The 23567-nt window shown below is 68.9% G+C and carries 19 protein-coding genes; 4 read left to right on the top strand and 15 right to left on the bottom strand.

Annotated elements, in window-relative coordinates:
• Positions 1-4: 4 nt before the first annotated feature.
• The 6 genes from rpsJ to ABZW17_RS03825 all read right to left on the bottom strand — a co-directional run bounded on the left by rpsJ (position 5) and on the right by ABZW17_RS03825 (position 5812).
• Positions 5-310 (bottom strand): 30S ribosomal protein S10, encoded by a 306-nt coding sequence (gene rpsJ, locus ABZW17_RS03850; protein ID WP_003102098.1) that lies wholly within the window; start codon positions 308-310, stop codon positions 5-7.
• Positions 311-719: 409 nt separating this feature from the next.
• On the bottom strand, positions 720-1913 hold the full coding sequence (tuf, locus tag ABZW17_RS03845) for an elongation factor Tu (RefSeq protein ID WP_354809373.1): 1194 nt from the start codon (positions 1911-1913) through the stop codon (positions 720-722).
• 129 nt (positions 1914-2042) lie between these two features.
• A complete protein-coding gene (fusA, locus tag ABZW17_RS03840; protein WP_354809371.1) occupies positions 2043-4142 on the bottom strand; it encodes an elongation factor G in 2100 nt (699 codons plus the stop codon).
• A 63-nt stretch (positions 4143-4205) separates the two neighbouring features.
• Positions 4206-4676: a 30S ribosomal protein S7 gene (rpsG, locus tag ABZW17_RS03835; RefSeq protein WP_003102106.1), complete on the bottom strand. Its 471-nt coding sequence runs from the start codon at positions 4674-4676 to the stop codon at positions 4206-4208.
• Positions 4676-5050 (bottom strand): 30S ribosomal protein S12, encoded by a 375-nt coding sequence (rpsL, locus tag ABZW17_RS03830; RefSeq protein ID WP_003102113.1) that lies wholly within the window; start codon positions 5048-5050, stop codon positions 4676-4678. Before rpsL ends, rpsG begins: the two co-directional genes overlap by 1 nt.
• Positions 5051-5656: 606 nt before the next feature.
• On the bottom strand, positions 5657-5812 hold the full coding sequence (locus ABZW17_RS03825; protein WP_013222601.1) for a hypothetical protein: 156 nt from the start codon (positions 5810-5812) through the stop codon (positions 5657-5659).
• A gap of 156 nt (positions 5813-5968) precedes the next feature.
• On the opposite strand from ABZW17_RS03825, the gene ABZW17_RS03820 reads away from it, so the two are divergent.
• Genes ABZW17_RS03820 through ABZW17_RS03805 form a run of 4 tightly spaced genes read left to right on the top strand, consistent with a single transcriptional unit; the run spans position 5969 to position 8678 of the window.
• Entirely contained in the window at positions 5969-6502 is a 534-nt protein-coding gene (locus tag ABZW17_RS03820) for a YbaB/EbfC family nucleoid-associated protein (RefSeq protein ID WP_354809369.1), read from the top strand.
• Positions 6502-6834, top strand: a complete 333-nt coding sequence (locus tag ABZW17_RS03815) for a hypothetical protein (protein ID WP_354809367.1) — start codon at positions 6502-6504, stop codon at positions 6832-6834. The genes ABZW17_RS03820 and ABZW17_RS03815 overlap by 1 nt, the downstream gene beginning before the upstream one ends.
• 9 nt (positions 6835-6843) lie before the next feature.
• A complete protein-coding gene (locus ABZW17_RS03810) occupies positions 6844-8070 on the top strand; it encodes a hypothetical protein (RefSeq protein ID WP_354809365.1) in 1227 nt (408 codons plus the stop codon).
• 2 nt (positions 8071-8072) lie between these two features.
• Complete coding sequence (locus ABZW17_RS03805) at positions 8073-8678, top strand: hypothetical protein (RefSeq protein ID WP_354809363.1); 606 nt, start codon at positions 8073-8075, stop codon at positions 8676-8678.
• On the opposite strand, the gene ABZW17_RS03800 is transcribed toward ABZW17_RS03805, so the two are convergent.
• The 9 genes from ABZW17_RS03800 to ABZW17_RS03760 form a co-directional block, all read right to left on the bottom strand.
• Positions 8659-8883 carry a hypothetical protein gene (locus ABZW17_RS03800; RefSeq protein WP_354809361.1) on the bottom strand — a complete coding sequence of 75 codons (225 nt, stop codon included), beginning with the start codon at positions 8881-8883 and terminating at the stop codon, positions 8659-8661. The genes ABZW17_RS03805 and ABZW17_RS03800 overlap by 20 nt on opposite strands.
• Before the next feature lie 60 nt (positions 8884-8943).
• Positions 8944-9585, bottom strand: a complete 642-nt coding sequence (locus ABZW17_RS03795; RefSeq protein ID WP_354809359.1) for a zinc ribbon domain-containing protein — start codon at positions 9583-9585, stop codon at positions 8944-8946.
• A 61-nt stretch (positions 9586-9646) separates the two neighbouring features.
• Positions 9647-9868, bottom strand: a complete 222-nt coding sequence (locus ABZW17_RS03790) for a hypothetical protein (protein ID WP_354809357.1) — start codon at positions 9866-9868, stop codon at positions 9647-9649.
• A 12-nt stretch (positions 9869-9880) separates the two neighbouring features.
• Complete coding sequence (locus ABZW17_RS03785; protein ID WP_354809355.1) at positions 9881-10819, bottom strand: MFS transporter; 939 nt, start codon at positions 10817-10819, stop codon at positions 9881-9883.
• A 124-nt stretch (positions 10820-10943) separates the two neighbouring features.
• Entirely contained in the window at positions 10944-12656 is a 1713-nt protein-coding gene (locus ABZW17_RS03780) for a hypothetical protein (protein WP_354809353.1), read from the bottom strand.
• A 159-nt stretch (positions 12657-12815) separates the two neighbouring features.
• Positions 12816-16727, bottom strand: a complete 3912-nt coding sequence (locus tag ABZW17_RS03775; RefSeq protein ID WP_354809351.1) for a DNA-directed RNA polymerase subunit beta' — start codon at positions 16725-16727, stop codon at positions 12816-12818.
• Positions 16728-16816: 89 nt separating this feature from the next.
• A complete protein-coding gene (locus tag ABZW17_RS03770) occupies positions 16817-20320 on the bottom strand; it encodes a DNA-directed RNA polymerase subunit beta (RefSeq protein WP_354809349.1) in 3504 nt (1167 codons plus the stop codon).
• Between the two features lie 859 nt (positions 20321-21179).
• Positions 21180-22394 (bottom strand): LuxR C-terminal-related transcriptional regulator, encoded by a 1215-nt coding sequence (locus ABZW17_RS03765; RefSeq protein WP_354809347.1) that lies wholly within the window; start codon positions 22392-22394, stop codon positions 21180-21182.
• A 562-nt stretch (positions 22395-22956) separates the two neighbouring features.
• Positions 22957-23406, bottom strand: a complete 450-nt coding sequence (locus tag ABZW17_RS03760) for a type II 3-dehydroquinate dehydratase (protein ID WP_354809345.1) — start codon at positions 23404-23406, stop codon at positions 22957-22959.
• Positions 23407-23567 lie beyond the last annotated feature (161 nt).

Here is a 23567-nt window from a genome sequence, read left to right as displayed (position 1 = left end):
ACGCTTACTGGATGTTGACGTCGACGCTCGCCGGCAGGTCGATGCGCATGAGCGCGTCGACCGTCTTCGGCGTCGGGTCGAGGATGTCGATCAGACGCTTGTGCGTGCGCATCTCGAAGTGCTCGCGCGAGTCCTTGTACTTGTGCGGCGAGCGGATGACGCAGTAAACGTTCTTCTCGGTGGGCAGCGGCACCGGCCCGACAACACGGGCGCCGGTGCGCGTGACCGTCTCCACGATCTTGCGCGCCGAGGTGTCGATCGCCTCGTGGTCGTAGGCCTTGAGCCGGATGCGGATCTTCTGTCCCGCCATGGTGGCTGCTCGTTCCTTGTCGTCTCGTGCCGCTATCTCACAAACCCCGCCTGGATGTCGCCACCCTGGCCGGGTTTCCGCAGTTCAACGGCCCTGTCCCCGGTCCACGCGGTCGGGCGTGTCGCGCCCGACGCACAGACGGATCCCGCGGGATCGTCGTCTTGCCTGGTCTTCCTCAACGTGAGGAGGCTATGAGCCGGCTGTGCTCTTGCAAGAACACCGTCTCACTGCCTTTGCCCGCTCGCCTGCAACCCGAAGGAAGAGCTCGGCGGACCGTGGCCACTCGCACCGGAGCGGCCGGACCCTCGACGAGGATCGGCCGCCCCAGGACGAGCAACCTGAATAGTGTCGCACACGTGATTTGACGCCCCGAACCCGGGGGTGTATTGCCCCGGGTGGGGCGCCTAAATCACTTGTTGATCTTGGTGACCTGGCCCGCGCCGACGGTCCGGCCACCCTCGCGGATGGCGAAGCGCAGACCCTCGTCCATCGCGACCGGCTGGATCAGCGCGACCGTGATGTCGGTGTTGTCGCCCGGCATGACCATCTCGGTGCCCTCGGGGAGGGTCACGACGCCGGTCACGTCGGTGGTGCGGAAGTAGAACTGCGGGCGGTAGTTGTTGAAGAACGGGGTGTGACGGCCACCCTCGTCCTTCGACAGGATGTAGACCCGGCCCTCGAAGTCGGTGTGCGGGGTGGTGGTGCCCGGCTTCACGACGACCTGACCGCGCTCGACGTCCTCGCGCTTGATGCCGCGGACGAGGAGGCCGACGTTGTCGCCCGCCTGGCCCGAGTCGAGCAGCTTGCGGAACATCTCGACACCGGTGACGGTGGTCTTGGTCGACTTCTCGCGGATACCCACGATCTCGACCTCTTCGTTGACGTTGATCTGGCCGCGCTCGACGCGACCGGTCACCACGGTGCCACGACCGGTGATGGTGAAGACGTCCTCGATCGGCATCAGGAACGGCTTGTCGAGCTCGCGCACCGGGTCCGGCACGTTGTCATCGACGGCGCTCATCAGCTCGAGAACGGCCTCGGACCACTTCTCGTCGCCCTCGAGGGCCTTCAGGCCGGAAACGCGCACGACCGGCGCGTCGTCGCCCGGGAACTCCTGCGAGGACAGCAGCTCGCGGACCTCCAGCTCGACGAGCTCGAGGATCTCCTCGTCGTCGACCATGTCGGCCTTGTTCAGCGCGACCACGATGTAGGGCACGCCGACCTGGCGGGCGAGCAGCACGTGCTCACGGGTCTGCGGCATCGGGCCGTCGGTGGCGGCCACGACCAGGATCGCGCCGTCCATCTGGGCGGCACCGGTGATCATGTTCTTGATGTAGTCCGCGTGACCCGGGGCGTCCACGTGCGCGTAGTGACGCTTCTCGGTCTGGTACTCGACGTGCGAGATGTTGATCGTGATGCCGCGCTGCTTCTCTTCCGGCGCGTTGTCGATCTGGTCGAACGCCCGCGACTCGTTCAGCTCCGGGTACTTGTCGTGCAGCACCTTGGTGATGGCCGCGGTCAGAGTCGTCTTGCCGTGGTCAACGTGACCGATGGTGCCGATGTTGACGTGCGGCTTGGTCCGCTCGAATTTCGCCTTCGCCACTGGAATGTCCTCCTGGACTGATTTCGCTTTGTGCTCGTGGGGCGGCGTGGCTGCCGCCCCACGATTGTTCCTTCGTCGGTGCTGCGGACGTTCAGGAGAGTCCCTTAATGCCCGCGAGCGCTGAGGGAGTTACTCCCCCGTCGCCTTCGCGATGATTTCCTTCGCGACGTTCGCGGGAACCTCGGCGTAGGAGTCGAACAACATGGAGTAGTTCGCCCGGCCCTGGGTGCGGGACCGGAGGTCACCGACGTAGCCGAACATCTCCGACAGCGGGACCAGCGCCTTCACGACGCGGATGCCCGCACGCTCCTCCATGGCCTGGATCTGACCACGGCGGGAGTTGAGGTCACCGATGACGTCACCCATGTAGTCCTCGGGCGTGGTCACCTCGACCGCCATCATCGGCTCCAGGATCACCGGGCCGGCCTTCTTCGCGGCTTCCTTCATCGCCATGGAACCGGCGATCTTGAACGCCATCTCCGAAGAGTCGACCTCGTGGTAAGCACCGTCCAACAGGGTGAACTTCAACCCGACGAGCGGGTAGCCGGCCAGGACGCCGTACTGCATCGCGTCCTGCGCGCCCGCGTCCACCGACGGGATGTACTCCCGCGGCACGCGGCCACCGGTCACCTTGTTGTCGAACTCGTAGAGCGCGCCGTCGGTGCGCTCGAGCGGCTCCAGCTTCACGATGACCTTCGCGAACTGGCCGGAACCACCGGTCTGCTTCTTGTGGACGTAGTCGAGCTTGTCGACCGTCTTCTTGATCGTCTCACGGTAGGCGACCTGCGGCTTGCCGATGTTCGCCTCGACCTTGTAGTCGGACTTCATCCGGTTCACCAGCACCTCGAGGTGCAGCTCGCCCATGCCCGCGATGATCGTCTGGCCGGTGTCCTCGTCCAGCTTGACCTGGAACGTCGGGTCCTCTTCGGCCAGCTTCTGGATCGCCAGGGACAGCTTCTCCTGGTCGGCCTTCGTCTTCGGTTCGATCGCGACCCGGATGACCGGCTCGGGGAACGTCATCGACTCCAGCACGATCGGGTTCTGCGGGTCCGCCAGGGTGTCACCCGTGGTGGTGTCCTTCAGACCGATGACCGCGTAGATGTGGCCGACCTGGGCGTCGTCGACCGGGTTCTCCTTGTTGGAGTGCATCTGGAAGATCTTCCCGATGCGCTCCTTGCGCTCCTTGGTCGCGTTGATGACCTGCGCGCCGGCGGCGACCTTGCCCGAGTACACCCGGATGTAGGTCAGCTTGCCGAAGAACGGATGCGCGGCGATCTTGAACGCGAGCGCGGCGAACGGCTCGTCGACCGACGCCTTGCGGGTGGCCACGGTCTCGCCGTCGGGCAGCAGGCCCTCGACGGCCGGGACGTCCAGCGGGGTCGGCAGGTAGTCGATGACCGCGTCGAGCATGGGCTGCACGCCCTTGTTCTTGAACGCGGAACCGGCCAGCACCGGGAAGACCTGGCTGGTGATGGTGAGCTTCCGGATGCCGGCCTTGATCTCGGCCTCCGTCAGCTCCTCACCCTCGAGGAACTTCTCCATCAGCGCGTCGTCCGCCTCGGCGACGGTCTCGACGAGCTTCTCGCGGTACTCCGCGGCCTTGTCGGCCAGCTCGGCGGGGATGTCCTCGACCGAGTAGTCCTCGCCCTTCTGGACCTCGCCGCGCCAGGTCAGCGCCTTCATGCGGACCAGGTCGACGACGCCTTCGAAGTCGTTCTCGGCGCCGATCGGCAGCTGGATGACCAGCGGGCGGACGCCGAGGCGGTCCACGATGGTCTTCACGGTGTAGTAGAAGTCCGCGCCCAGCTTGTCCATCTTGTTGACGAAGCAGATGCGCGGGACGTCGTACTTGTCCGCCTGCCGCCAGACCTGCTCCGACTGCGGCTCGACGCCCTCCTTGCCGTCGAAGACGGCGACCGCACCGTCGAGCACCCGCAGGTTCCGCTCCACCTCGACGGTGAAGTCGACGTGCCCGGGGGTGTCGATGATGTTGATCTGGTGGTCGTCCCAGAAGGTGGTGGTGGCAGCCGAGGTGATGGTGATACCCCGCTTCTGCTCCTCCTCCATCCAGTCCATGGTGGCGGCGCCGTCGTGGACTTCACCGATCTTGTAGTTGACCCCGGTGTAGAACAGGATCCGCTCGGTGGTGGTCGTCTTCCCGGCGTCGATGTGGGCCATGATGCCGATGTTGCGGACCTTGTTCAGGTCGGTCAGCACTTCACGTGCCACGAGAGTGTTCCCCTGTTCTCAAGCTTGGGGCCCGGCATGGCTTGGTCGACAGCCGGGCGGTCATCACCAGCGGTAGTGCGCGAAGGCCCGGTTGGACTCGGCCATCTTGTGCGTGTCTTCGCGACGCTTCACGGAGGCACCGAGGCCGTTGGAAGCGTCCAGGAGCTCGTTCTGCAGGCGCTCGATCATCGTCTTCTCGCGGCGGGCCTGCGAGAAGGAGACCAGCCAGCGCAGCGCCAGCGTGGTGGAGCGGCCCGGCTTGACCTCGATCGGCACCTGGTAGGTGGCGCCACCGACGCGGCGGCTCTTCACCTCGATGGTGGGCTTCACGTTGTCGAGGGCGCGCTTCAGCGTGACGACCGGGTCGGTGCCGGTCTTCTCGCGAGCGCCTTCGAGCGCGCCGTACACGATGCGCTCGGCCAGGGACCGCTTCCCGTCCTTCAGCACCTTGTTCACCAGCTGGGTGACCAGCGGGGAGGCGTAGACGGGGTCGGAGATCAGCGGCCGCTTCGGGGCCGGACCCTTGCGGGGCATTAGCTCTTCTCCTTCTTCGCGCCGTACCGGCTGCGCGCCTGCTTGCGGTTCTTGACACCCTGGGTGTCGAGCGAACCGCGGATGATCTTGTAACGGACACCCGGAAGGTCCTTCACACGACCACCGCGCACGAGCACCATCGAGTGCTCCTGCAGGTTGTGGCCCTCACCGGGGATGTAGGCGGTGACCTCGATGCCGCTGGTCAGCTTCACACGCGCGACCTTGCGCAGCGCCGAGTTCGGCTTCTTGGGGGTCGTGGTGTACACGCGAGTGCACACGCCGCGCCGCTGCGGGCTCCCCTTGAGGGCCGCCGTCTTCTGCTTGGCAGCCTTGTCCTGGCGGCCCTTGCGGACCAGCTGCTGGATCGTGGGCAATGGACCAGCTTCCTGTCGTGATCTGCTTCTTCGTGTCTTCACCGGCCCCCGCGGTCGGGCGTGTCGGCCCGCGTCACGGTCTCGCGACCGGTAACTTCCCGGAGGGATTTCCGTCGGAACCCCGACCTGCCGAAGCCGGTGACCGGGTGCGTGAGCACCCCGCCCATGCGCACGGCACGCGGAGCGGCCCGACGCATGCCGGGCACGGTCTCCAAAGATACCCGCCCGGATCCGGGAGGAGCGCGGCGGGGGGTCTGTAGGTCGACGAACCTCCAGCGTACCTCTCAACGCCGTGCGGCCGCGGGACATTCCCACGCCTCGGGTGCCGTGAGGTGCGCGGGGGTCGGGCCGGAGCGGTTCGCTGCTCGTTCAACGACTCGGGGGCCCGGGGCATTCCGGCGAGACAGTGTTACTACGTCGCCGCGCAGGGCCGGCCCTTCGCTTGCGGCTCAGCCCGCCCGGCCCGCGGGCAGAGCGATGCCGAAGCGGTTCGACGGCCGTGGTCCCGGGACCGCGCGGCCGGGCGCCGCCGCGGTTCGCCGGCTGCCGACGTGCGCCGGCGGTGGTGCGCCCACCCCGCACCACCGCCGGAACGCCTGGCTTCCCTCAGTCCTCGTCGGGCTTCGCGTGGTCCGGCTTCCCCGGGTTCGGGTCGCGGGACAGGTCGATCAGCGGGTGGACGCCCGCCCCCTCCGGGGCCGCGTGGCTGCCCGTCGACTTCGGTTCCTCGGCCGGGCCTGCGGCCCCTTCGGTGCTGGTCATCACACACTCCTCGCGCGTTGTCCCCTGCTTCCCTCTCCGGCCGAAACCTACCCATTACCCGGTCGGGTGATGCAGTGGGATCGGATCGGGCGTTCCGTGCGTCACAGTGCGGTCGAGGCGTCACGATGGGTCGACACACAGCGGGAGGAACAGGGCATGACGGCCGAGTTCGAGCACCTGGTGGCCGAGTTCGAACGGTTCCAGGCGGGCGTGCGCAACGCCGACGACCGGTTCGTCGGGCTCGGCGCCATGCAGCAGCAGCTGACCGAGCTGCGGGCGAGCGCCGCGTCGCCCGACGGGGGTGTCACTGTCGTCACCGGGCCCGGCGGGGCCGTGCTGGACGTCAAGTTCACCGAGGCCGCGCTCGCCAAGGGGCCCCAGGCCCTCTCGGCGACGCTGCTGGCCACCCTCCGGGAAGCCGTCGGCGAAGCGGCGCGGCGGCAGGCCGTGATCGTCGAGGAGAACCTGGGTGACGACCTCGGTCTCGTCGACCAGGTCCTCGAGACGCAGGCCGTCGCGTTCGGGACCACCGTCGAAGAACTGCGGGCGAAGCTGCCCGAGGAACGCGCGCCCGAGGACTTCTCGGAACAGCGGGTGCTGCGCCCGGCCGATCCGCCGCCGGCACCGCCCGCCGCGAGCCCCTCGGCGGGCGACCGGTTCCTGCGCACCCTGTTCGAGGAGGAGGACTGATGGGCGACGGCTACCGCGTCCAGGTGGACGCACTGCACAAGTACGTCGGTGACCTGGGCAAATACCGCGATCAGGGCGCGAAGTTCACCGAAAAGGTGAGCCAGTCCGACGTCGGCGGCAAGTCGTGGGGCGTGGTCGGCGTCTTCACCAAGGGCGGCTACGACGACACCCTGCGCGAGCTGCAGTCCCTGCTCGCGTCCATCTCCGACGGGCTGGCCTCGGCGCAGGCGAAGCTGACCGACGCGGCGAACGTCTACCAAGGCGTCGAAGACGACCACAAGACCTTCTTCGGCCAGGTCGAGGTGCTGCTCGACGGCCCGGGAAAGCACTGAGGGGGCCCCATGACCGAGGTCGAGGACGTCGCCGGCGGGATCACCGTCAAGTCCGACGACCCGGACACCGTGCTCGGTGTCAACGTCGGCAACGCGGTGAAGGCGACGCCGTTCGCCGGCAGCGCCGTCACCGTCGGCAAGGACGCCGTCTCGGTGACGAAAGCGGTCTTCGCGCCGCAGCCGGACGGGGCCGACATCACGCTCGCGCTCGGCACGATCGCCACCGACACCGCGAGCTTCATCCAGTCGAGCTCGAGCACCATCACCGACATCGCCACCGACCCGCTCGGCTGGCTGGTCGGGCAGGGGCTGAACTTCCTGGTCAACGCCGTCCAGCCGATCCAGGACGCGATCCACTTCGTCAGCGGCGACGGGCCGGCGCTGGGCGTCGCCGCGGAGAACTTCGGCGCGCTCGCCACCGGGCTCGACCAGCTGGCCAAGAACTTCGCCGAAGTCGCCGACGCGTCGCTGAAGGACTGGGAGGGTGACGCGAGCAACGCGGCGAAGGCAGCGCTGGGCGAGTTCGCGCACGGCATCGAAGGCGTCGCGGGCAGGTCCGGGGACCTCGCCCGGATGCTGCAGCTGAACAGCATGCTGATGAGCTTCGCCGAGGACCTGGTCAAGGCCATCCTCACCGAGTTCGTCACCTGGCTGATCCTGCTGTGGGTGCCCGCGCTGGCCGCCGCGGTGCCGACCTGCGGGGCTTCGCTGTCCGCCGCCGCCCCGGTGTCCGAGGTCAAGGCCGCCCAGACGACCGCCAAGACCACGCAGAAGGTCAACAAGCTGCGCGAGCTGCTGCAGCAGGTGCTCGACTGGCTCCGGAAGCTGCAGCAGAAGTTCGCCACGACCACGCTCGGCAAGTCGCTGACGAAGATCGCCGAGGAGAACGAGGGCAAGGACCTGCTCCAGAAGGCCGTCGGCGACAAGGGGCTGATCGGCAAGCGCTGGGCGAAGGCGTTCGAAAACCCCGTCCTCGACGCCGCGGGCAAGGTCGACTACCGGAAGACGATGCTCAAGGCCGGCGCCACCGAAGCCCTGAAGAAGGGCGGCGAGGCGGCGGTCAAGGGCGTGCTCGGCTACAACCCGGCCAACCCCGGCGACAACCCGGCCAAGACGGTGAACGACCACCTCGGCAAGCTCACCGGCCACATCAAGAACGCGAAGAAAGCGAGTGACTACGACGGGACCGGCCGGGACCAGTCCGTCGAGGAAACCCGCGAGGACCTGGACTTCTGACGATGCAGACGCTCTTCACGATCGGCGTGCTCGTCGTGGTGGCCGCGGTCGCCGCCGCGATCTGGTGGCGGTCGCAGCGGAGGGCCGCGGCGAGCCGGGCCGGCCACTGGTTCAAGGCGTTCGCGGCGGAACGAGGAGGGACGTTCGGCAGCGGGACGCCGTCCTTCGGCGTGGTTCACCCGACCGGGCGGCCGCTGACGGGCGCGCCGGCCGACCCGTGGGTCGAGTTCCGCCTCGGCGAGCGGCCGGTGCTGGCGATCGACACGCGGGAGTCCTACCGGCACTTCGACGACCACGTCTACTTCCGCGACCTGCACGTCACCCAGGTGCGGGTGCCGCCGGGCCCGGAGCTGCGGATCGTCCCGGGCCGGCCGGTGGCGATGCCGACCCTGCCGCCGGACTCCGGCCTCGACGCCGAACTGGCGCGGTGGCTCGCGGCGAACCCGCGGTTCGGGCAGCGGGAGGTCGTCATCGAGAACGGCGCCGCGCGGACCTGGGGGCCGGGCTGCGCGACCCGGCAGAACGTCACCGCCGAGGCCCGCTACCTCGCCGACCTCGCCGATCACCTGCCCACGACGCTGTGGAACCTCAGCGGCGACGCGTCGTGAGGTGCGTCAGCGCGGCCGAGATGGCGAACACGAGGCCGAGACCGACGACGTAGGGCCCGGCGAGGAGCGCGAAGCCGGCGCCGATGTTGGCGTCGGGCTGGTCGGACGTGGCCCGGAAGCCGATCGCCCCCACCGACAGCAGGACGGCCCCCGCGGTGATCAGCACGACGGCGATCACGGTGAGGCGCTTCGCGACGGGCGTCATGTGTTCATGGTGCCCGGGACGGTGCGGTTTCGCCGAGCGGTCTCAGCCGGGAGCTCGGAGTCAGAGTTTGCCGCCGCAGTCCGAGCAGAACAGCGCGCCCGGCTTGTTCGTCTCGCTGCCGCAGCCGCCGCAGGTGACCTTCAGGGCCAGCGACGTGCCGCACGACGAACAGAACTTGCCGCCCTCGGCCTTCAGGCCGCAGCCCGGGCAGGACACCTTTGCGCGGGTGTCGATGTCGAGGCCCGTTGTCCAGTCCTTTTCGCGGGCCTTGTCCCAGATCTGGTCGCGCTGGGCCGATGCCTGGGCGCGCGAGATCTCCTCCGCGACGCTCGGCGAGCAGCGCAGGCACTGGCCGATCTCCTCGTTCCAGCACTGGGACTGGCACATCCAGTCGCCGCAGCCGCGGCACTGGCGGAAGCTCGGGGTGATCTCCTGGACCGCCGCCGCGAGCGCGCGGTCCTTGGCCGGGGAGTTCGTCGCGCGGTCGTAGCGCCACTGGTCGGCCGAGTTGCTCAGGTCTCGCAGGGTTCCGCCGAAGAACGAGCCCACGGCGCGGAGCACGCTTCGCCCGGTCTCGACGTTGTCGCGCTGGAAGGCGGAGCGGAAGCCGTTTCCGCAGCGTTCGCAGCGGAACTCGAACTGGTACCCCTGCGTGTTCGAGAGGTCCGAGAAGTTGTCCGTGAAGGGCACAGAGTCAGCCACGGCCCATTCTCGCCGGGCGGCCGCGGGCCCGGTGACGAGAGATTTGCCGACAACGGCCCGGCTACCGGCCGTCACGGGCGACGGAGAACCCCAGCGGGAGCAGGGCCAGCACGCCGCCGACCACCGCCACCAGGGCGTACCCGCCGCCGGCGAACAGCGCGCCGGAGCCCAGCCCGGCCAGCGCGGACGCCGACCAGACGACCGCGTCGACGGTGCCCTGCACCCGGCTGCGCGTCTCCGGCGCGAGGTCCCGGCTGAGCTGCGCGCTGCCGCCGACGAACACCAGGTTCCAGCCTTAGCCCAGGAGTAACAGCGCGATCGGCAGGCCGGACGTGTGCGCCGTCGGTGCCGCGAGGGCGGTCGCCGACGCCAGCGCGAGCACGCCGAGACCCGCGTTGATCGTGACGCGCGGGCCCCAGCGGTCGGCGATCCGGCCGGACACCGGCGCCAGCGCGAACATCCCGAACAGGTGCGCGCCCAGCACCCAGCCGACGACGCCGAGGCCGTGCCCGTGCGCCTGCAGCTGCAACGGCGTCATCGTCATCACCGCGCCCATCGTGAGCTGCGCGGTGACCATCGCGGTCAACGGCCGCACGACACCGGCCGGTCGCACCGGACCGCGGGTGGCCGGGGCCCGCGGTGCAGGTACGTGCCGCGGGAGGAACACCGCCGCCAGCACCGCACCCGCCGTGGCCACGACCGCGACGGCGGCCGGGCCCGACAGCGACGGCCAGCCGAAGCCGGCCGCGGCGCCGGCCGCCGGAGCCATCAGGGCGGGTCCGGCGAGGGCGCCGATGGTCCCGCCCCAGACGACGGTCGAAAGGGCGCGGCCCCGGCGGTCCGCCGGGTACAGGTCCGCGGCCAGGTACCGCGAGAGCTGCGCGCCGCCGTTGCCCAGGCCGACCAGCAGGATGCCGAGCAGCAGCGCCACGACCGACGTCGCCAGCGCGCCCGCGAACGCCACCAGCGCCCCGGCCGCGGAGACGCCGTAGCCGACGCCCAGCACCCGGCGGCTGCCGTGGACCGGCAGCAGCGTGCCGGCGCCGAGCGCGCCGGCGGCGGTGCCGAACACGTTCGCGACGCTCGGCAGCCCGCTCCAGACCGCACCGCTGCCGGCCGCGACGATCAGCGTGGCCGCGGTGCCCAGGCCGACCGTGGCCGTGTTGAGCAACGCGACACCGGCGAACAACACCCCCGTGGACCGGGCCCGGCCGGTCACCGTCGAACTCCCCATGACCGGCCACTCCAGGGATCCCGGGGGCGGGTTCGAAGTGCCGAGGCAACCCTCCTGAAGAGCCTGCACCGAACGAAAAGCGCCCCCGGTCCACTGTGGACCGGGGGCGCTTCGCTCCGGGAGGTCAGGCCGCGCGACGGCGCCGGGCGCCGAACACCAGGCCGCCGCCGAGCGCGAGGGCCAGCAGCGCGAGCGCGCCGAGGCCGATCGCGTCGACGCCGGTGCTGGCCAGACCGGAGCCACCGCTCTGGCCGCCGCCGGCACCGCCGGCCGGGGCGGCCGGGCCGGTCGTGGACGTCGGGGCGCCGGCCGTGCAGTCCGCGGGGTTGGTGGGCACCGCCGGCAGCGGTGCGTCGCCCTGCTCCACGTCGATCCCGACGCGGGACTCCCCCGAACCCCACACGTCGATGCTGGTCGGGTTCTCGTACTTGACCTTCAAGCCCTTCGGCGGCAGGACGTACAGCCGGTACTCGGGCCCGGGCACCACGTCGTGGAACTCGAAGTGCCCGTTCGCGTCGCTCGTCTGCTCGGCGGTGACCGGGCAGTGCTGGTCGGACGCCAGGACGACCTTGACCCCGGCGACGCCCTGCTGCCCCTGCTTCACGTCGCCCACGACGGTTCCCTTGTCCCCCGGCACGGCCGCCCGGTCCTCGGCCTCCGCGTGGTGCTCGATATCGACCTCGGGATAGCCGAAGTCACACGCCGCGAGGACGTAGCCGCGGTTGAAGGCGGCCTTCGGCACCGTTTCGGACACGTCGAACGTGCGGGTCTGCCCCGGCTCGATCCGCACGCCGTCCGCGGCGAGATCGCCCCACCCGGGGCCGCGGCCGCTCAACACGTAGTCGCTGCCGACGCGGTTGCATTCGGCCACGATGCCGGTGAGCGGGACCGGGCCGGAGTTGGACAGCGTCACCGTCACGTGCGCGAGGTCGCCGACCGCGTAGGTGTCCTGGGTGAAGGCCATCTTCGCCTTCAGGGCGCCGTTCAACGGGGGTGCCCCGCGGAAGAGCAGGTCGGTGTCCGAGCCGATCCGGACGGTCCGCCACGGGAACAGCCAGCCGTCGACCACCTCGCCGCCGACGTAGTACTCCGCGGCCGGGACGTCGAGGGCGAACTTGCCGTCGGCGCCGGTCGTCACGGAGTAGGTAGCCGTGCCGTGGACGTACCGCAGCGTGACCTTGGCGCCGGCCAGCTGCTCACCGGCATCGAGGACGCCGTTGCCGTTCTTGTCGCCGTACACCGTGCCGGCCGCGTGCCCGGCCGCCTTGGTCACCGGAACGCTGAACCCGAACTGCGGCCCGGCACTGTTCCCGTTCCCGTCGAACACGACGCCGCGCACGGCCGCGGTGGTCGCTTCGAGGTCCCGGACCTGCGCGGAAACCGCCACCTCGAACGACTGCCCGGGTTCGAGGGTCACGCCCGGCTTGTTCTGGAGCTGCCCCCAGCCGCCGTAGAGGACCTGCACGTCGGTCGAGTCGATCACCATCTGGTACATCGTCAGGCCGGCCGCCGTCGTCTCGCCGGTGTTCGTCAGCTTGACGGTGAAGTGGATGTCCTCGTCGGTCCGGTAGGAGTCCTTGTCGAACACGAGCGAAACCGCGACCTGGGCCCGCTCGGCCCGCGGCTGGACGGCCGCGGGTTTGCTTTCCGGCGGGGTGGAACTCGGCGCGGGCGCCGGTGCCTCCGAACTCGCCGGGGCCTCCGATGCGGACGGCGCCGTGGACGGCGCCGTGGATTCCGGCGCCGGGTCCGCGGCCGCCGGGCCGGCGAACCCGCCGGTCAGCACGGCCGCGGCCGCGAGCGTGGCGAACCAGCGCGCTCTTGCTAATTTGTTCACGAACAGTCACCCCTGATTACCCGTTGATACGCGCAAAGCCCCCGAACCGCGTGAACCGGGTAACTGTAGCGAAATCCGGGCGGGGTGAATACCCGGTTGCGAAAACGGGAAAGGCCCCCACCGGAAAACCCGGCGAGGGCCTTTCTCGTGAACTCAGCTTCAGCGGAAGTCGCGGCCGAAGTCGTAGTCGTCCAGCGGGACCGCGGCACCGGTACCCGTACCGAACACGTCCGGGGTGTAGTAACCGTCGTCGTAGGACGGGATCGCGTACGCCGCGACCCGGGCCTCCTCGGTCGGCTGCACCTGGATGTTGCGGTACCGGTTGATGCCCGTACCGGCCGGGATCAGCTTACCGATGATCACGTTCTCCTTGAGGCCCACGAGCTTGTCCGAGCGGCCGTTGATGGCCGCGTCGGTCAGGACGCGCGTGGTCTCCTGGAACGACGCCGCCGACAGCCACGAGTCCGTGGTGAGCGACGCCTTCGTGATCCCCATCAGCACCGGACGGCCCGAAGCCGGCTCGCCGCCTTCGGCGACCGCGGCCCGGTTCGTCGCCTCGAACTTGGTCCGCTCGGGCAGCTCGCCCGGCAGGAAGTCCGTGGCCCCGGAGTCGATGATCGTCACCCGGCGCAGCATCTGCCGGACGATGACCTCGATGTGCTTGTCGTGGATCGACACACCCTGGGCGCGGTACACCTTCTGGACCTCGTCCACCAGGTGGATCTGCGCCTCGCGCGGCCCCATGACCCGCAGGACCTCGTGCGGGTCCGGCGTGCCCTCGAGCAGCTGCTGACCGACGTTGACGTGGTCACCGTCGCCCAGCGGGCCGTTCGGGGTGTTCGCGAGCCGCTGACGCTTGGACAGCTTGTCGAAGACGATCTCTTCGCCGCCGTCGTCCGGGATCAGCGTGATCTTCCAGAACCGCTCGCTCTCCTCGATGCGCACGCGGCCATCGACGTCGGCGATCGGCGCCTTGCCCTTCGGCACCCGAGCCTCGAAGAGCTCCTGGACACGGGGCAGACCGGTCGTGATGTCGTCACCGGCGACACCACCCTGGTGGAACGTACGCATCGTCAGCTGCGTACCCGGCTCACCGATCGACTGGGCCGCGACGATACCCACGGCCTCGCCGACGTCGACGAGCAGACCGGTCGCCATCGAGCGGCCGTAGCAGGTCGCGCAGATACCGACGACCGACTCACACGTCAGCACCGAGCGGACCTTGACCTTCGAGATGCCGCTGGAGAGCAGCTTGTCGATGGCCGGGTCGCCGATGTCGTCGCCGGCGTTCAGCACGACGTTGCCCTTGGCGTCCACCGCGTCCGTCGCGAGGTTCCGCGCGTACACGGAGGTCTCGACGTGCTGGTCGCGCAGGACCTTGCCGTCGCCGATGTCCTCGCCGATCGGCATCATGATGCCGCGGGTGGTGCCGCAGTCGGTCTCGCGGACGATGACGTCCTGCGAGACGTCCACCAGACGCCGGGTCAGGTAACCCGAGTCGGCGGTCCGGAGCGCCGTGTCCGCCAGGCCCTTCCGGGCACCGTGCGTCGCGATGAAGTACTCCGCCACCGACAGGCCCTCACGGAAGTTGGCCTTGATCGGACGCGGGATGTACTCACCCTTCGGGTTCGACACCAGGCCACGCATACCGGCCAGGGACCGGACCTGCGTCATGTTACCGGCGGCGCCCGACTTCACGATCATGGCGATCGGGTTGTCGTCCGGCAGCGCCGTCTCCATGATCTTGTGGACCTCTTCGGTGGCCTGCGTCCACACCTTGACGAGCTCGTTGTTGCGCTCGGCGTGCGACAGCTGACCGCGCTGGTAGCGCTTCTCCACCTGGGAGGCCTTGCCCTCGTACTCGTCGAGGATGGCCTTCTTGCCCACCGGGGTGAGCACGTCCGAGATGGCGACGGTGACGCCCGAGCGGGTCGCCCAGTAGAAGCCGGCGTCCTTCAGGCGGTCCAGGGTCTGCGCGACCTGGGTCATCGAGTACCGCTCGGCGAGGTCGTTCACGATCGCGGCCTGCCGCTTCTTCGGCATCGGCTCGTTGATGAACGGGTAGTCCGCCGGCAGCAGCTCGTTGAACAGCACGCGGCCCAGGGTCGTCTCGGCCAGCCACGCCTTGCCCGGCTCCCAGCCCTTCTCCGCCAGCGCCGGCTCGTCGGCCTTGGCCGGCTGCCGGTCGGTGATGCGGATCTTGACCGGGGCGTGCAGGCTCAGGGCCTTGCGGTCGAAGGCCATGATGGCCTCGGCCGTGGACGAGTACGCGTTGCCCGCGCCCTCGGCCGTGTCGGTGAGGCGGGTCAGGTGGAACAGACCCGTCACCATGTCCAGCCGCGGCATGGCGAGCGGACGGCCCGACGCCGGCGACAGGATGTTGTTCGCCGACAGCATCAGGATCCGGGCCTCGGCCTGCGCCTCGGCCGACAGCGGCAGGTGCACCGCCATCTGGTCACCGTCGAAGTCCGCGTTGAACGCCTCGCAGACCAGCGGGTGCAGCTGGATGGCCTTGCCCTCGACCAGCTGCGGCTCGAAGGCCTGGATGCCGAGGCGGTGCAGGGTCGGCGCGCGGTTCAGCATCACCGGGTGGCCGGTGATGACCTCTTCCAGCACGTCCCACACCTGCGGCCGCGAGCGCTCCACCATCCGCTTGGCGGACTTGATGTTCTGCGCGTGGTTCAGGTCGACCAGCCGCTTCATGACGAACGGCTTGAACAGCTCGAGCGCCATGTCCTTCGGCAGGCCGCACTGGTGCAGCTTCAGCTGCGGGCCGACGATGATGACCGAACGGCCCGAGTAGTCGACGCGCTTGCCGAGCAGGTTCTGGCGGAACCGGCCCTGCTTGCCCTTGAGGAGGTCGGACAGCGACTTCAGCGGCCGGTTGCCCGGGCCGGTGACCGGACGCCCGCGGCGGCCGTTGTCGAACAGCGCGTCGACGGCCTCCTGCAGCATCCGCTTCTCGTTGTTGACGATGATCTCGGGCGCGCCGAGGTCGATCAGCCGCTTGAGGCGGTTGTTCCGGTTGATCACGCGGCGGTACAGGTCGTTCAGGTCCGACGTCGCGAAGCGGCCACCGTCCAGCTGCACCATCGGGCGCAGGTCCGGCGGGATCACCGGGACGGCGTCGAGCACCATGCCGCGCGGGTCGTTGCCGGTGGCCTGGAAGGCCGCGACGACCTTGAGCCGCTTCAGCGCGCGGAGCTTCTTCTGCCCCTTGCCGTTGCGGATGGTGTCGCGCAGGTTGTCGGCCTCGGCGGAGACGTCGAACTCGGTGGCCAGCTTCTGGATGGCCTCCGCGCCCATGCCGCCGGTGAAGTACTCGCCGTAGCGGTCGACGAGCTCGCGGTAGAGCAGCTCGTCGGCGATCAGCTGGCGGGTGTCGAGCTTCGTGAAGGTCGTCCAGACCTCCTCGAGGCGGTCCAGCTCGCGGCCGGCGCGGTCGCGCAGCTGGCGCATCTCGCGCTCGCCGCCCTCCTTGACCTTGCGGCGGACGTCGGACTTGGCGCCCTCCGCCTCCAGCGCGGCCAGGTCGGCTTCGAGCTTCTGCGCCCGCGCCTCGATGTCCGCGTCACGCTTGGTCTCGAGGTTCTTGCGCTCGACGCCGATCTCGTTCTCGAGGGTCGGCAGGTCGTTGTGGCGCAGCTCCGTGTTCACGCCGGTGATGACGTAAGCCGCGAAGTAGATGATCTTCTCGAGGTCCTTCGGCGCCAGGTCCAGCAGGTAGCCGAGGCGCGAGGGAACACCCTTGAAGTACCAGATGTGGGTGACCGGGGCGGCCAGCTCGATGTGGCCCATCCGCTCGCGGCGCACCTTGGCGCGGGTCACCTCGACGCCGCAGCGCTCACAGATGATGCCCTTGAAGCGGACGCGCTTGTACTTGCCGCAGTAGCACTCCCAGTCCCGGGTCGGGCCGAAGATCTTCTCGCAGAAGAGGCCGTCCTTCTCGGGCTTGAGCGTCCGGTAGTTGATGGTCTCCGGCTTCTTGACCTCGCCGTACGACCACTGACGGATGTCGTCGGCCGTGGCGAGACCAATGCGGAGCTCATCGAAGAAGTTGACGTCCAGCACGTCTAGATCCCCTTGGGGTTGTTTCGGCTAGAGGGGTTGGCGGGCGAGCCGGGGGCCTGCGGGAGGCCGGCCCCCGGCTCAGCACGCGATCAGTGCACGACGTCGTCCACCGAGGGCGACTCGTTGCGGGACAGGTTGATGCCGAGGTTGGCCGCGGCGCGCTCGAGGTCCTCGTCGTCGGAGTCGCGCATCTCGATCGCCGCGCCGTCGCTGGAGAGCACCTCGACGTTGAGGCACAGCGACTGGAGCTCCTTGAGGAGCACCTTGAACGACTCCGGGATGCCCGGCTCGGGGATGTTCTCGCCCTTGACGATGGCCTCGTACACCTTGACGCGGCCGACCACGTCGTCCGACTTGATCGTCAGCAGCTCCTGCAGCGTGTAGGCGGCGCCGTACGCCTGCATCGCCCAGCACTCCATCTCACCGAAGCGCTGGCCACCGAACTGCGCCTTACCACCCAGCGGCTGCTGCGTGATCATCGAGTACGGACCGGTGGAGCGGGCGTGGATCTTGTCGTCGACCAGGTGGTGCAGCTTCAGGATGTACATGTAGCCGACCGCGACCGGGTACGGGTACGGCTCGCCGGAGCGGCCGTCGAACAGGTTGGCCTTCCCGTTCTCCTTGACCATCCGCTCGCCGTCGCGGTTCGGCTTGGTCGCGCTGAGCAGGCCGGTGAGCTCCTCTTCCTTCGCGCCGTCGAACACCGGGGTGGCGGTGTTCGTGCCGGGCGCGACGTCGCGGAGCTCGGGCGAAAGGTTCTTCGCCCAGTCCGGGTCGCCCTCGATCGTCCAGCCCTGCGACGCCAGCCAGCCCAGGTGCAGCTCGAGGATCTGGCCGATGTTCATCCGTCGCGGGACACCGTGGGTGTTCAGGATGATGTCGACCGGGGTGCCGTCCTCCATGAACGGCATGTCCTCGACCGGCAGGATCTTGCCGATGACACCCTTGTTCCCGTGCCGGCCGGCGAGCTTGTCGCCCGGCTGGATCTTGCGCTTCTGGGCCACGTAGACGCGGACCAGCTCGTTGACGCCCGGGGGCAGCTCGTCGTCGTCCTCGCGCGAGAACACGCGGATGCCGATGACCTTGCCGGTCTCGCCGTGCGGCACCTTCAGCGAGGTGTCGCGGACTTCGCGGGCCTTCTCGCCGAAGATCGCGCGGAGCAGGCGCTCCTCCGGGGTCAGCTCGGTCTCGCCCTTCGGCGTGACCTTGCCGACCAGGATGTCGCCGTCGCGGACCTCGGCACCGATCCGGATGATGCCTCGTTCGTCCAGGTCGGCCAGGACCTCTTCGGAGACGTTCGGGATGTCCCGGGTGATCTCCTCGGCGCCCAGCTTCGTGTCGCGGGCGTCGATCTCGTGCTCCTCGATGTGGATCGACGTCAGCACGTCGTCCTGCACCAGGCGCTCGGAGAGGATGATCGCGTCCTCGTAGTTGTGGCCTTCCCACGGCATGACCGCGACCAGCAGGTTCTTGCCCAGCGCCACCTCACCGTTTTCGGTGGACGGGCCGTCGGCGATGACCTGGCCGGCTTCCACCCGGTCGCCCTCGTTGACGATCGGGCGGTGGTTGAAGCAGGTGCCGTGGTTCGAGCGGCGGAACTTGTAGAGGCTGTAGGCCTTCCGCGTGCCGTCGTCGTGCATGACCGTGATCAGGTCGGCCGAGAGCTCCTCGACCACGCCCGACTGCTCGGCGACCAGCATGTCGCCGGAGTCGATCGCGGCGCGCAGCTCCACGCCGGTGCCGACGTACGGCGCCTGGCTGCGGAGCAGCGGCACGGCCTGACGCTGCATGTTCGCGCCCATCAGCGCGCGGTTCGCGTCGTCGTGCTCGAGGAACGGGATCATCGCCGTCGCGATCGAGACCATCTGCCGCGGCGACACGTCCATGTAGTCGATGTCGAGCGGGTCGATCAGCTCGACCTCGCCGCCCTTGCGGCGGGCCATGACCCGGTCTTCGACGAAGGTGCCGTCGTCCGAGATCGGCGCGTTGGCCTGCGCCTTGACGAACCGGTCCTCCTCGTCCGCGGTCAGGTAGTCGATCTGGTCGGTGACCTGGCCCTCGACGACCTTGCGGTACGGCGTCTCGATGAAGCCGAACGGGTTGACCCGCGCGTAGGAGCAGAGCGAGCCGATCAGGCCGATGTTCGGGCCTTCCGGCGTCTCGATCGGGCACATCCGGCCGTAGTGCGACGGGTGGACGTCCCGGACCTCCATGCCGGCGCGCTCACGCGACAGACCACCCGGGCCCAGCGCGTTGAGGCGGCGCTTGTGGGTCAGGCCGTCGATCGGGTTCGTCTGCTGCATGAACTGCGACAGCTGCGAGGTGCCGAAGAACTCCTTGATCGCCGCGCCGATCGGGCGGATGTTGATCAGGGTCTGCGGGGTGATCGCTTCGACGTCCTGCGTCGTCATGCGCTCGCGGACGACGCGCTCGGTGCGCGACAGGCCGACCCGGATCTGGTTCTGGATCAGCTCGCCGACGGTGCGGATGCGGCGGTTGCCGAAGTGGTCGATGTCGTCGGTCTCGACCGGGATCTCGGTGCCGTTCGCCGCGTCCATCTTGTCCTCGCCGGCGTGCAGCCGGACCAGGTACTCGATGATCGTGACGATGTCCTCTTCGGTCAGCGTCCCGTTGTCGATCGGCGTCGACAGGCCCAGCTTCTTGTTGACCTTGTACCGGCCGACCTTGGCCAGGTCGTAGCGCTTCGCCTTGAAGAACAGGTTCTCCAGCAGGGTCTGCGCGCTCTCCTTCGTGGGCGGCTCGCCCGGGCGCAGCTTGCGGTAGATGTCGAGCAGGGCCTCGTCGGTGCCGGCGGTGTGGTCCTTCTCGAGGGTGGCCAGCAGCGTCTCCGAGAAGGAGAAGCGCTCGCGGATCGCCTCGGTGGTCCAGCCGAGCGCCTTCAGCAGCACGGTGACGGGCTGGCGGCGCTTGCGGTCGATGCGGACGCCGACGGTGTCGCGCTTGTCGACGTCGAACTCCAGCCAGGCACCCCGGCTCGGGATGACCCGGACGCTGAAGACGTCCTTGTCGGAGGTCTTGTCGATGTCCTTGGAGTAGTAGACGCCCGGCGAGCGGACCAGCTGGGACACCACGACACGCTCGGTGCCGTTGATGACGAAGGTGCCCTTGTCGGTCATCACCGGGAAGTCGCCCAGGAAGACCGTCTGGCTCTTGATCTCGCCCGTGTTGTTGTTGACGAACTCCGCCGTGACGAACAGCGGGGCGGCGTACGTCATGTCCTTGTCCTTGCACTCCTCGATCGAGGCCTTGACCTCGTCGAAGCGCGGGGCGGAGAAGGACAGGGACATCGAACCGGAGAAGTCTTCGATCGGCGAGATCTCGTTGAGGACCTCTTCGAGGCCACCGACCGGGTTCTCTTCACCCTCCTCGACACGGCGCTGGAACCACGCTTCGTCCCCGGTGAACCACTGGAACGACTGGATCTGGACGTCGAGCAGGTTGGGGGTGTTCAGGGGTTCGCGAATCTTTGCGAAGGAAACCCGCATGGGCGCGCCGGGGATTCCCGTGGCCTCCGAGCGAGATTCAGCCGAGGTGGTCGCAGCAGTGGCCTGGTTCGCGGGAGAGACTGCCAAGATGCGTCCTTCCGGGGACAATGAGCGGTGACGGCCGCCATAGCAACAGCTATGAGCGACTGTCAAGGGTGCCGTGTGCCCACTATCCTAACTACCGGCTCCGGGCAGCCTGAAAGAGGGCAGCGCAAAGAGACAGTCTAGCCCGAACGTCGCGGTCTGTCCAGGGGGCGCTCCCGATGGGGCCCAGCCTGCTGCGCAACGTCTTCAGGTATGCCTCCGCCCGGCGACCCGGAGGTCCCTCCCGCAAGGGCCCCGGCTTCACCGTCGGGAGTAAGCGTGACCCCACCGGAGCTTCCAGTCAAGATGCCACACGGGGGTCCCGCCGGTTGGCGCAGCGTGGAAGAGGTTCAGCGGAGCGTGAGCGGCCGAATATCATTCCAGCTACTGGTCGGTAACGCCACTCTGGGGCCTCTAGCTGCGGTTTTGCCGGGCGGACGGGGTATGGCGCAGGCCACGGTGTGGAACCGGTGCCACGCCGTCGGGGGTCGGATTTCCGGTCGGGTGGGGTGGGTGGATCGGTTGGCCGGGAGGCCCGCGACGCCGGGAAGTTCGCCCGCCGGAGGACGACGAGACAGCCTCGGCCGACGCGCGCGCGAGTACTGCCGGCACGCGCGCACAAGTAATAAGGAGCGGCGGCGAGAGGCTGCCGGAGCCACCAGCTACCTCGCCGACCCGTCTCCCGGGGGTGCGCCGGTGACCACCACTGCCACGGCACCGGGGCAGCGGCGCGCACCGAACGCGTCACCGGCGTCGTGGGCTGCGCTGCCCGCACGACGCCGGCGTCTCCGTGTTCCCGCCGGACACCTCTTCGAACCTCATCACCGGGCGCAACCGCCCGGTCACCCACAGACCACCCGCGTCAGGAGACCATCTTCCAGGCGGCCGCCAGCTCGACTCGTGAGGTGATGTTCATCTTCTGGAAAACCTTCTTCAGGTGGAACGCGACGGTGTGCCGGGAAATGAACAGCTGCCGGCCGACCTCGTTGTTGGTGTTGCCCTGGCTCACCAGTTCGGCCACCGCGAACTCGGTGCTCGTCAGCCCGTGCGGCACCACTCCTTCGCATTCCACGTTCCGGGCCGTGCGCCGCCGCACGCCGTATTCGCGGAGTTTGTTCACCACTCGCGCCGCGTCGCGGGTGGCGCTCACCGCCGCGTACGTGTCCAATACCGATTCGAGAACGCGAATCGTCCGGTCCCGTTCCGCCGACCGGGCCGCCAGCAGGCTGGCCAGGTCTTCGAGCGCGGAAGCCGCGCACCACCGGTCGGGATGGATTTCGGCCGCTTCGCGCAATTTGGCCGCGTCCTTTTCCCGCAGCCCGGCCGCGTGCAGGGCGGACCCGCGGATGACGCTGAATTCCGGCTGCTCGGCGGCCACCGCGGTGGCCGCGTCCACCGTGAGCTTCGCCAGGTCGTCCGCGCCGAGCTTGCCGCAGACGCGAACCAGCCAGGACGCCGCCGCCGGCTCCGAGACCAGGAGCTGCCGGAGCACCACCGGGTTCGTCACGATGCCGGCGATCAGGCTCGCCGCGCTCTCCACGCCGCTGCGCGCCTCGACCGCCTGCGCCGCCACCCACGCGCCCGGGGCCTGCCCGAAGTACCCCAGCAGGGCCTCGTCCGCCAGCTTGTCCACGAAGTGCCGGCACGCCCGCATGTCGGCCCGGCGCAACGCACCCAGCGCCAGCACCACGTAGCTGGGCGGCCGCAGGGACCGGTCGCCGCACCCTTCGGCGATCCGCAGGCCCGTGCTGATCTCGGTCATCGCGCCGTCGACGCTGCCCATGGCGAACAGCAGGCTGCCCCGGACGTTGTGCGACACCGCCGTCATGCGCTCCGACGACGAGCCGCTCCGGGTCGCCTCGACCGCGTCGAGCACCCGGCGGCCCGACTCGAGCTCCCGGGCCTTGATGAGCAGCCCGACGTACCAGAACTGGGCGAGGTCGTAGAGCTCGGGCGCGTCCTGACGGCTGCCCGCGGCGGCCGCCTTGGCGCACTGCAGGCCCCGGTCGAGCCGCCCGTCGAACCACGAAGAAGCAGACTTCCGGAGGAATCCCGCGGTGTCGCAGGACCGCTGCATCAGATCGTCGCCGAATCCGGTGAATGGATTTCTCGGCACATGCAAGGTAGATACGTCCAACATCGGCCATCCCCAGAAATAGACGAAGCAGAATCGATCTTGCGGCGCGCCGTGCTGCCGCAATTTTCACCCCACCGGCCGCGGACGGCATTGGCCGCAGAGAACCGCCCAGACAAGCCAGGGTAATGCGCACCGCGTCAAGTCACTGTTCACGGCGCAGCGGATGATCACCATGCAGGGGCGCGCAGGCAGGACGAAAATGAGCGCGCCACAGCCACCTCCCAGTTGGCTTGTGAATAATTAACTTCTTTGCTTCGCCCACGATAGCTTCGGCACGAGCCTTCCCTTGCACCACTGTGACTACAGTCACAGTCCTCCAGAATGCTCTCTACGTGCCATAACCCTTGCGCACCAACAAGATTCTCGGCATTAGCGACGATCGAATCAGCCTACTGGCCTAGGGCGTATTCGGTTAGTAGTCAACCAACCATCTTCCACCGCTATGTCGTATTGGCCCGCCTCGCGTTGTGGGCCGGCCGGGGGACGCGCTTCCGCGGGAGGCTCACCGAGCCGGATTGCCCGCGACCAGATGCAGCAGCGCCTGCGCCGCCAGGCGGTACCCGAAGGCCCCCAAACCGACCACCACGCCGCTCGCCAGCGGAGCGATGACCGATTCGTGCCGGAACTGCTCGCGCGCCCACACGTTGCTCAGGTGCACCTCGATCCACGGCGGCTCGTAGCTCGCCAGCGCGTCACGCAGGCTCCAGCCGGCGATCATCAGCGCACCCGGGTTCACGATGGCGCCCACCGTGGCGCCGTGGTGCTCGTGGATCGCGCTGACCAGCTCGCCCTCCCCCTCGCGCTGGATCGACACGACCTCCCACCCGCGGGGGCGCACCTCTTCGGCGACGGCCTTTTCGATGTCGGCGAGCGTGTCGGTGCCGTAGATCTCCGGCTCGCGCCGGCCCAGCACACCCAGGTTCGGACCGTTCAGGAGGAGGACGACGCTCACTAGACACCCCATTCAGCCTTGGGCCGGTCGGACCACCCCATGCTGTCGGCGCCGTCCACGCCGGACCACCCTTACCTTGATAGTCGCCTCCCCCGCCCGCGCAGACCTATCAGACCGAGGGATGCCCGGCCCGCGGTGCCGTGCCTAGGCTCCGGGATGAC

Source organism: Amycolatopsis sp. NPDC004625 (assembly GCF_040609695.1).
Taxonomy (GTDB): Bacteria; Actinomycetota; Actinomycetes; order Mycobacteriales; family Pseudonocardiaceae; genus Amycolatopsis.
The sequence above is the reverse complement of the archived record's forward strand: the minus strand, read 5'-3'. Positions and strand labels throughout refer to the sequence as shown.

Coding starts and splice junctions, on each gene's coding strand:
- rpsJ (WP_003102098.1), bottom strand. CDS start 310: ATGGCGGGACAGAAGATCCGCATCCGGCTCAAGGCCTACGACCACGAG.
- rpsG (WP_003102106.1), bottom strand. CDS start 4,676: ATGCCCCGCAAGGGTCCGGCCCCGAAGCGGCCGCTGATCTCCGACCCC.
- ABZW17_RS03825 (WP_013222601.1), bottom strand. CDS start 5,812: ATGACCAGCACCGAAGGGGCCGCAGGCCCGGCCGAGGAACCGAAGTCG.
- ABZW17_RS03820 (WP_354809369.1), top strand. CDS start 5,969: ATGACGGCCGAGTTCGAGCACCTGGTGGCCGAGTTCGAACGGTTCCAG.
- ABZW17_RS03815 (WP_354809367.1), top strand. CDS start 6,502: ATGGGCGACGGCTACCGCGTCCAGGTGGACGCACTGCACAAGTACGTC.
- ABZW17_RS03810 (WP_354809365.1), top strand. CDS start 6,844: ATGACCGAGGTCGAGGACGTCGCCGGCGGGATCACCGTCAAGTCCGAC.
- ABZW17_RS03805 (WP_354809363.1), top strand. CDS start 8,073: ATGCAGACGCTCTTCACGATCGGCGTGCTCGTCGTGGTGGCCGCGGTC.
- ABZW17_RS03800 (WP_354809361.1), bottom strand. CDS start 8,883: ATGACGCCCGTCGCGAAGCGCCTCACCGTGATCGCCGTCGTGCTGATC.
- ABZW17_RS03785 (WP_354809355.1), bottom strand. CDS start 10,819: ATGGGGAGTTCGACGGTGACCGGCCGGGCCCGGTCCACGGGGGTGTTG.
- ABZW17_RS03765 (WP_354809347.1), bottom strand. CDS start 22,394: ATGCAGCGGTCCTGCGACACCGCGGGATTCCTCCGGAAGTCTGCTTCT.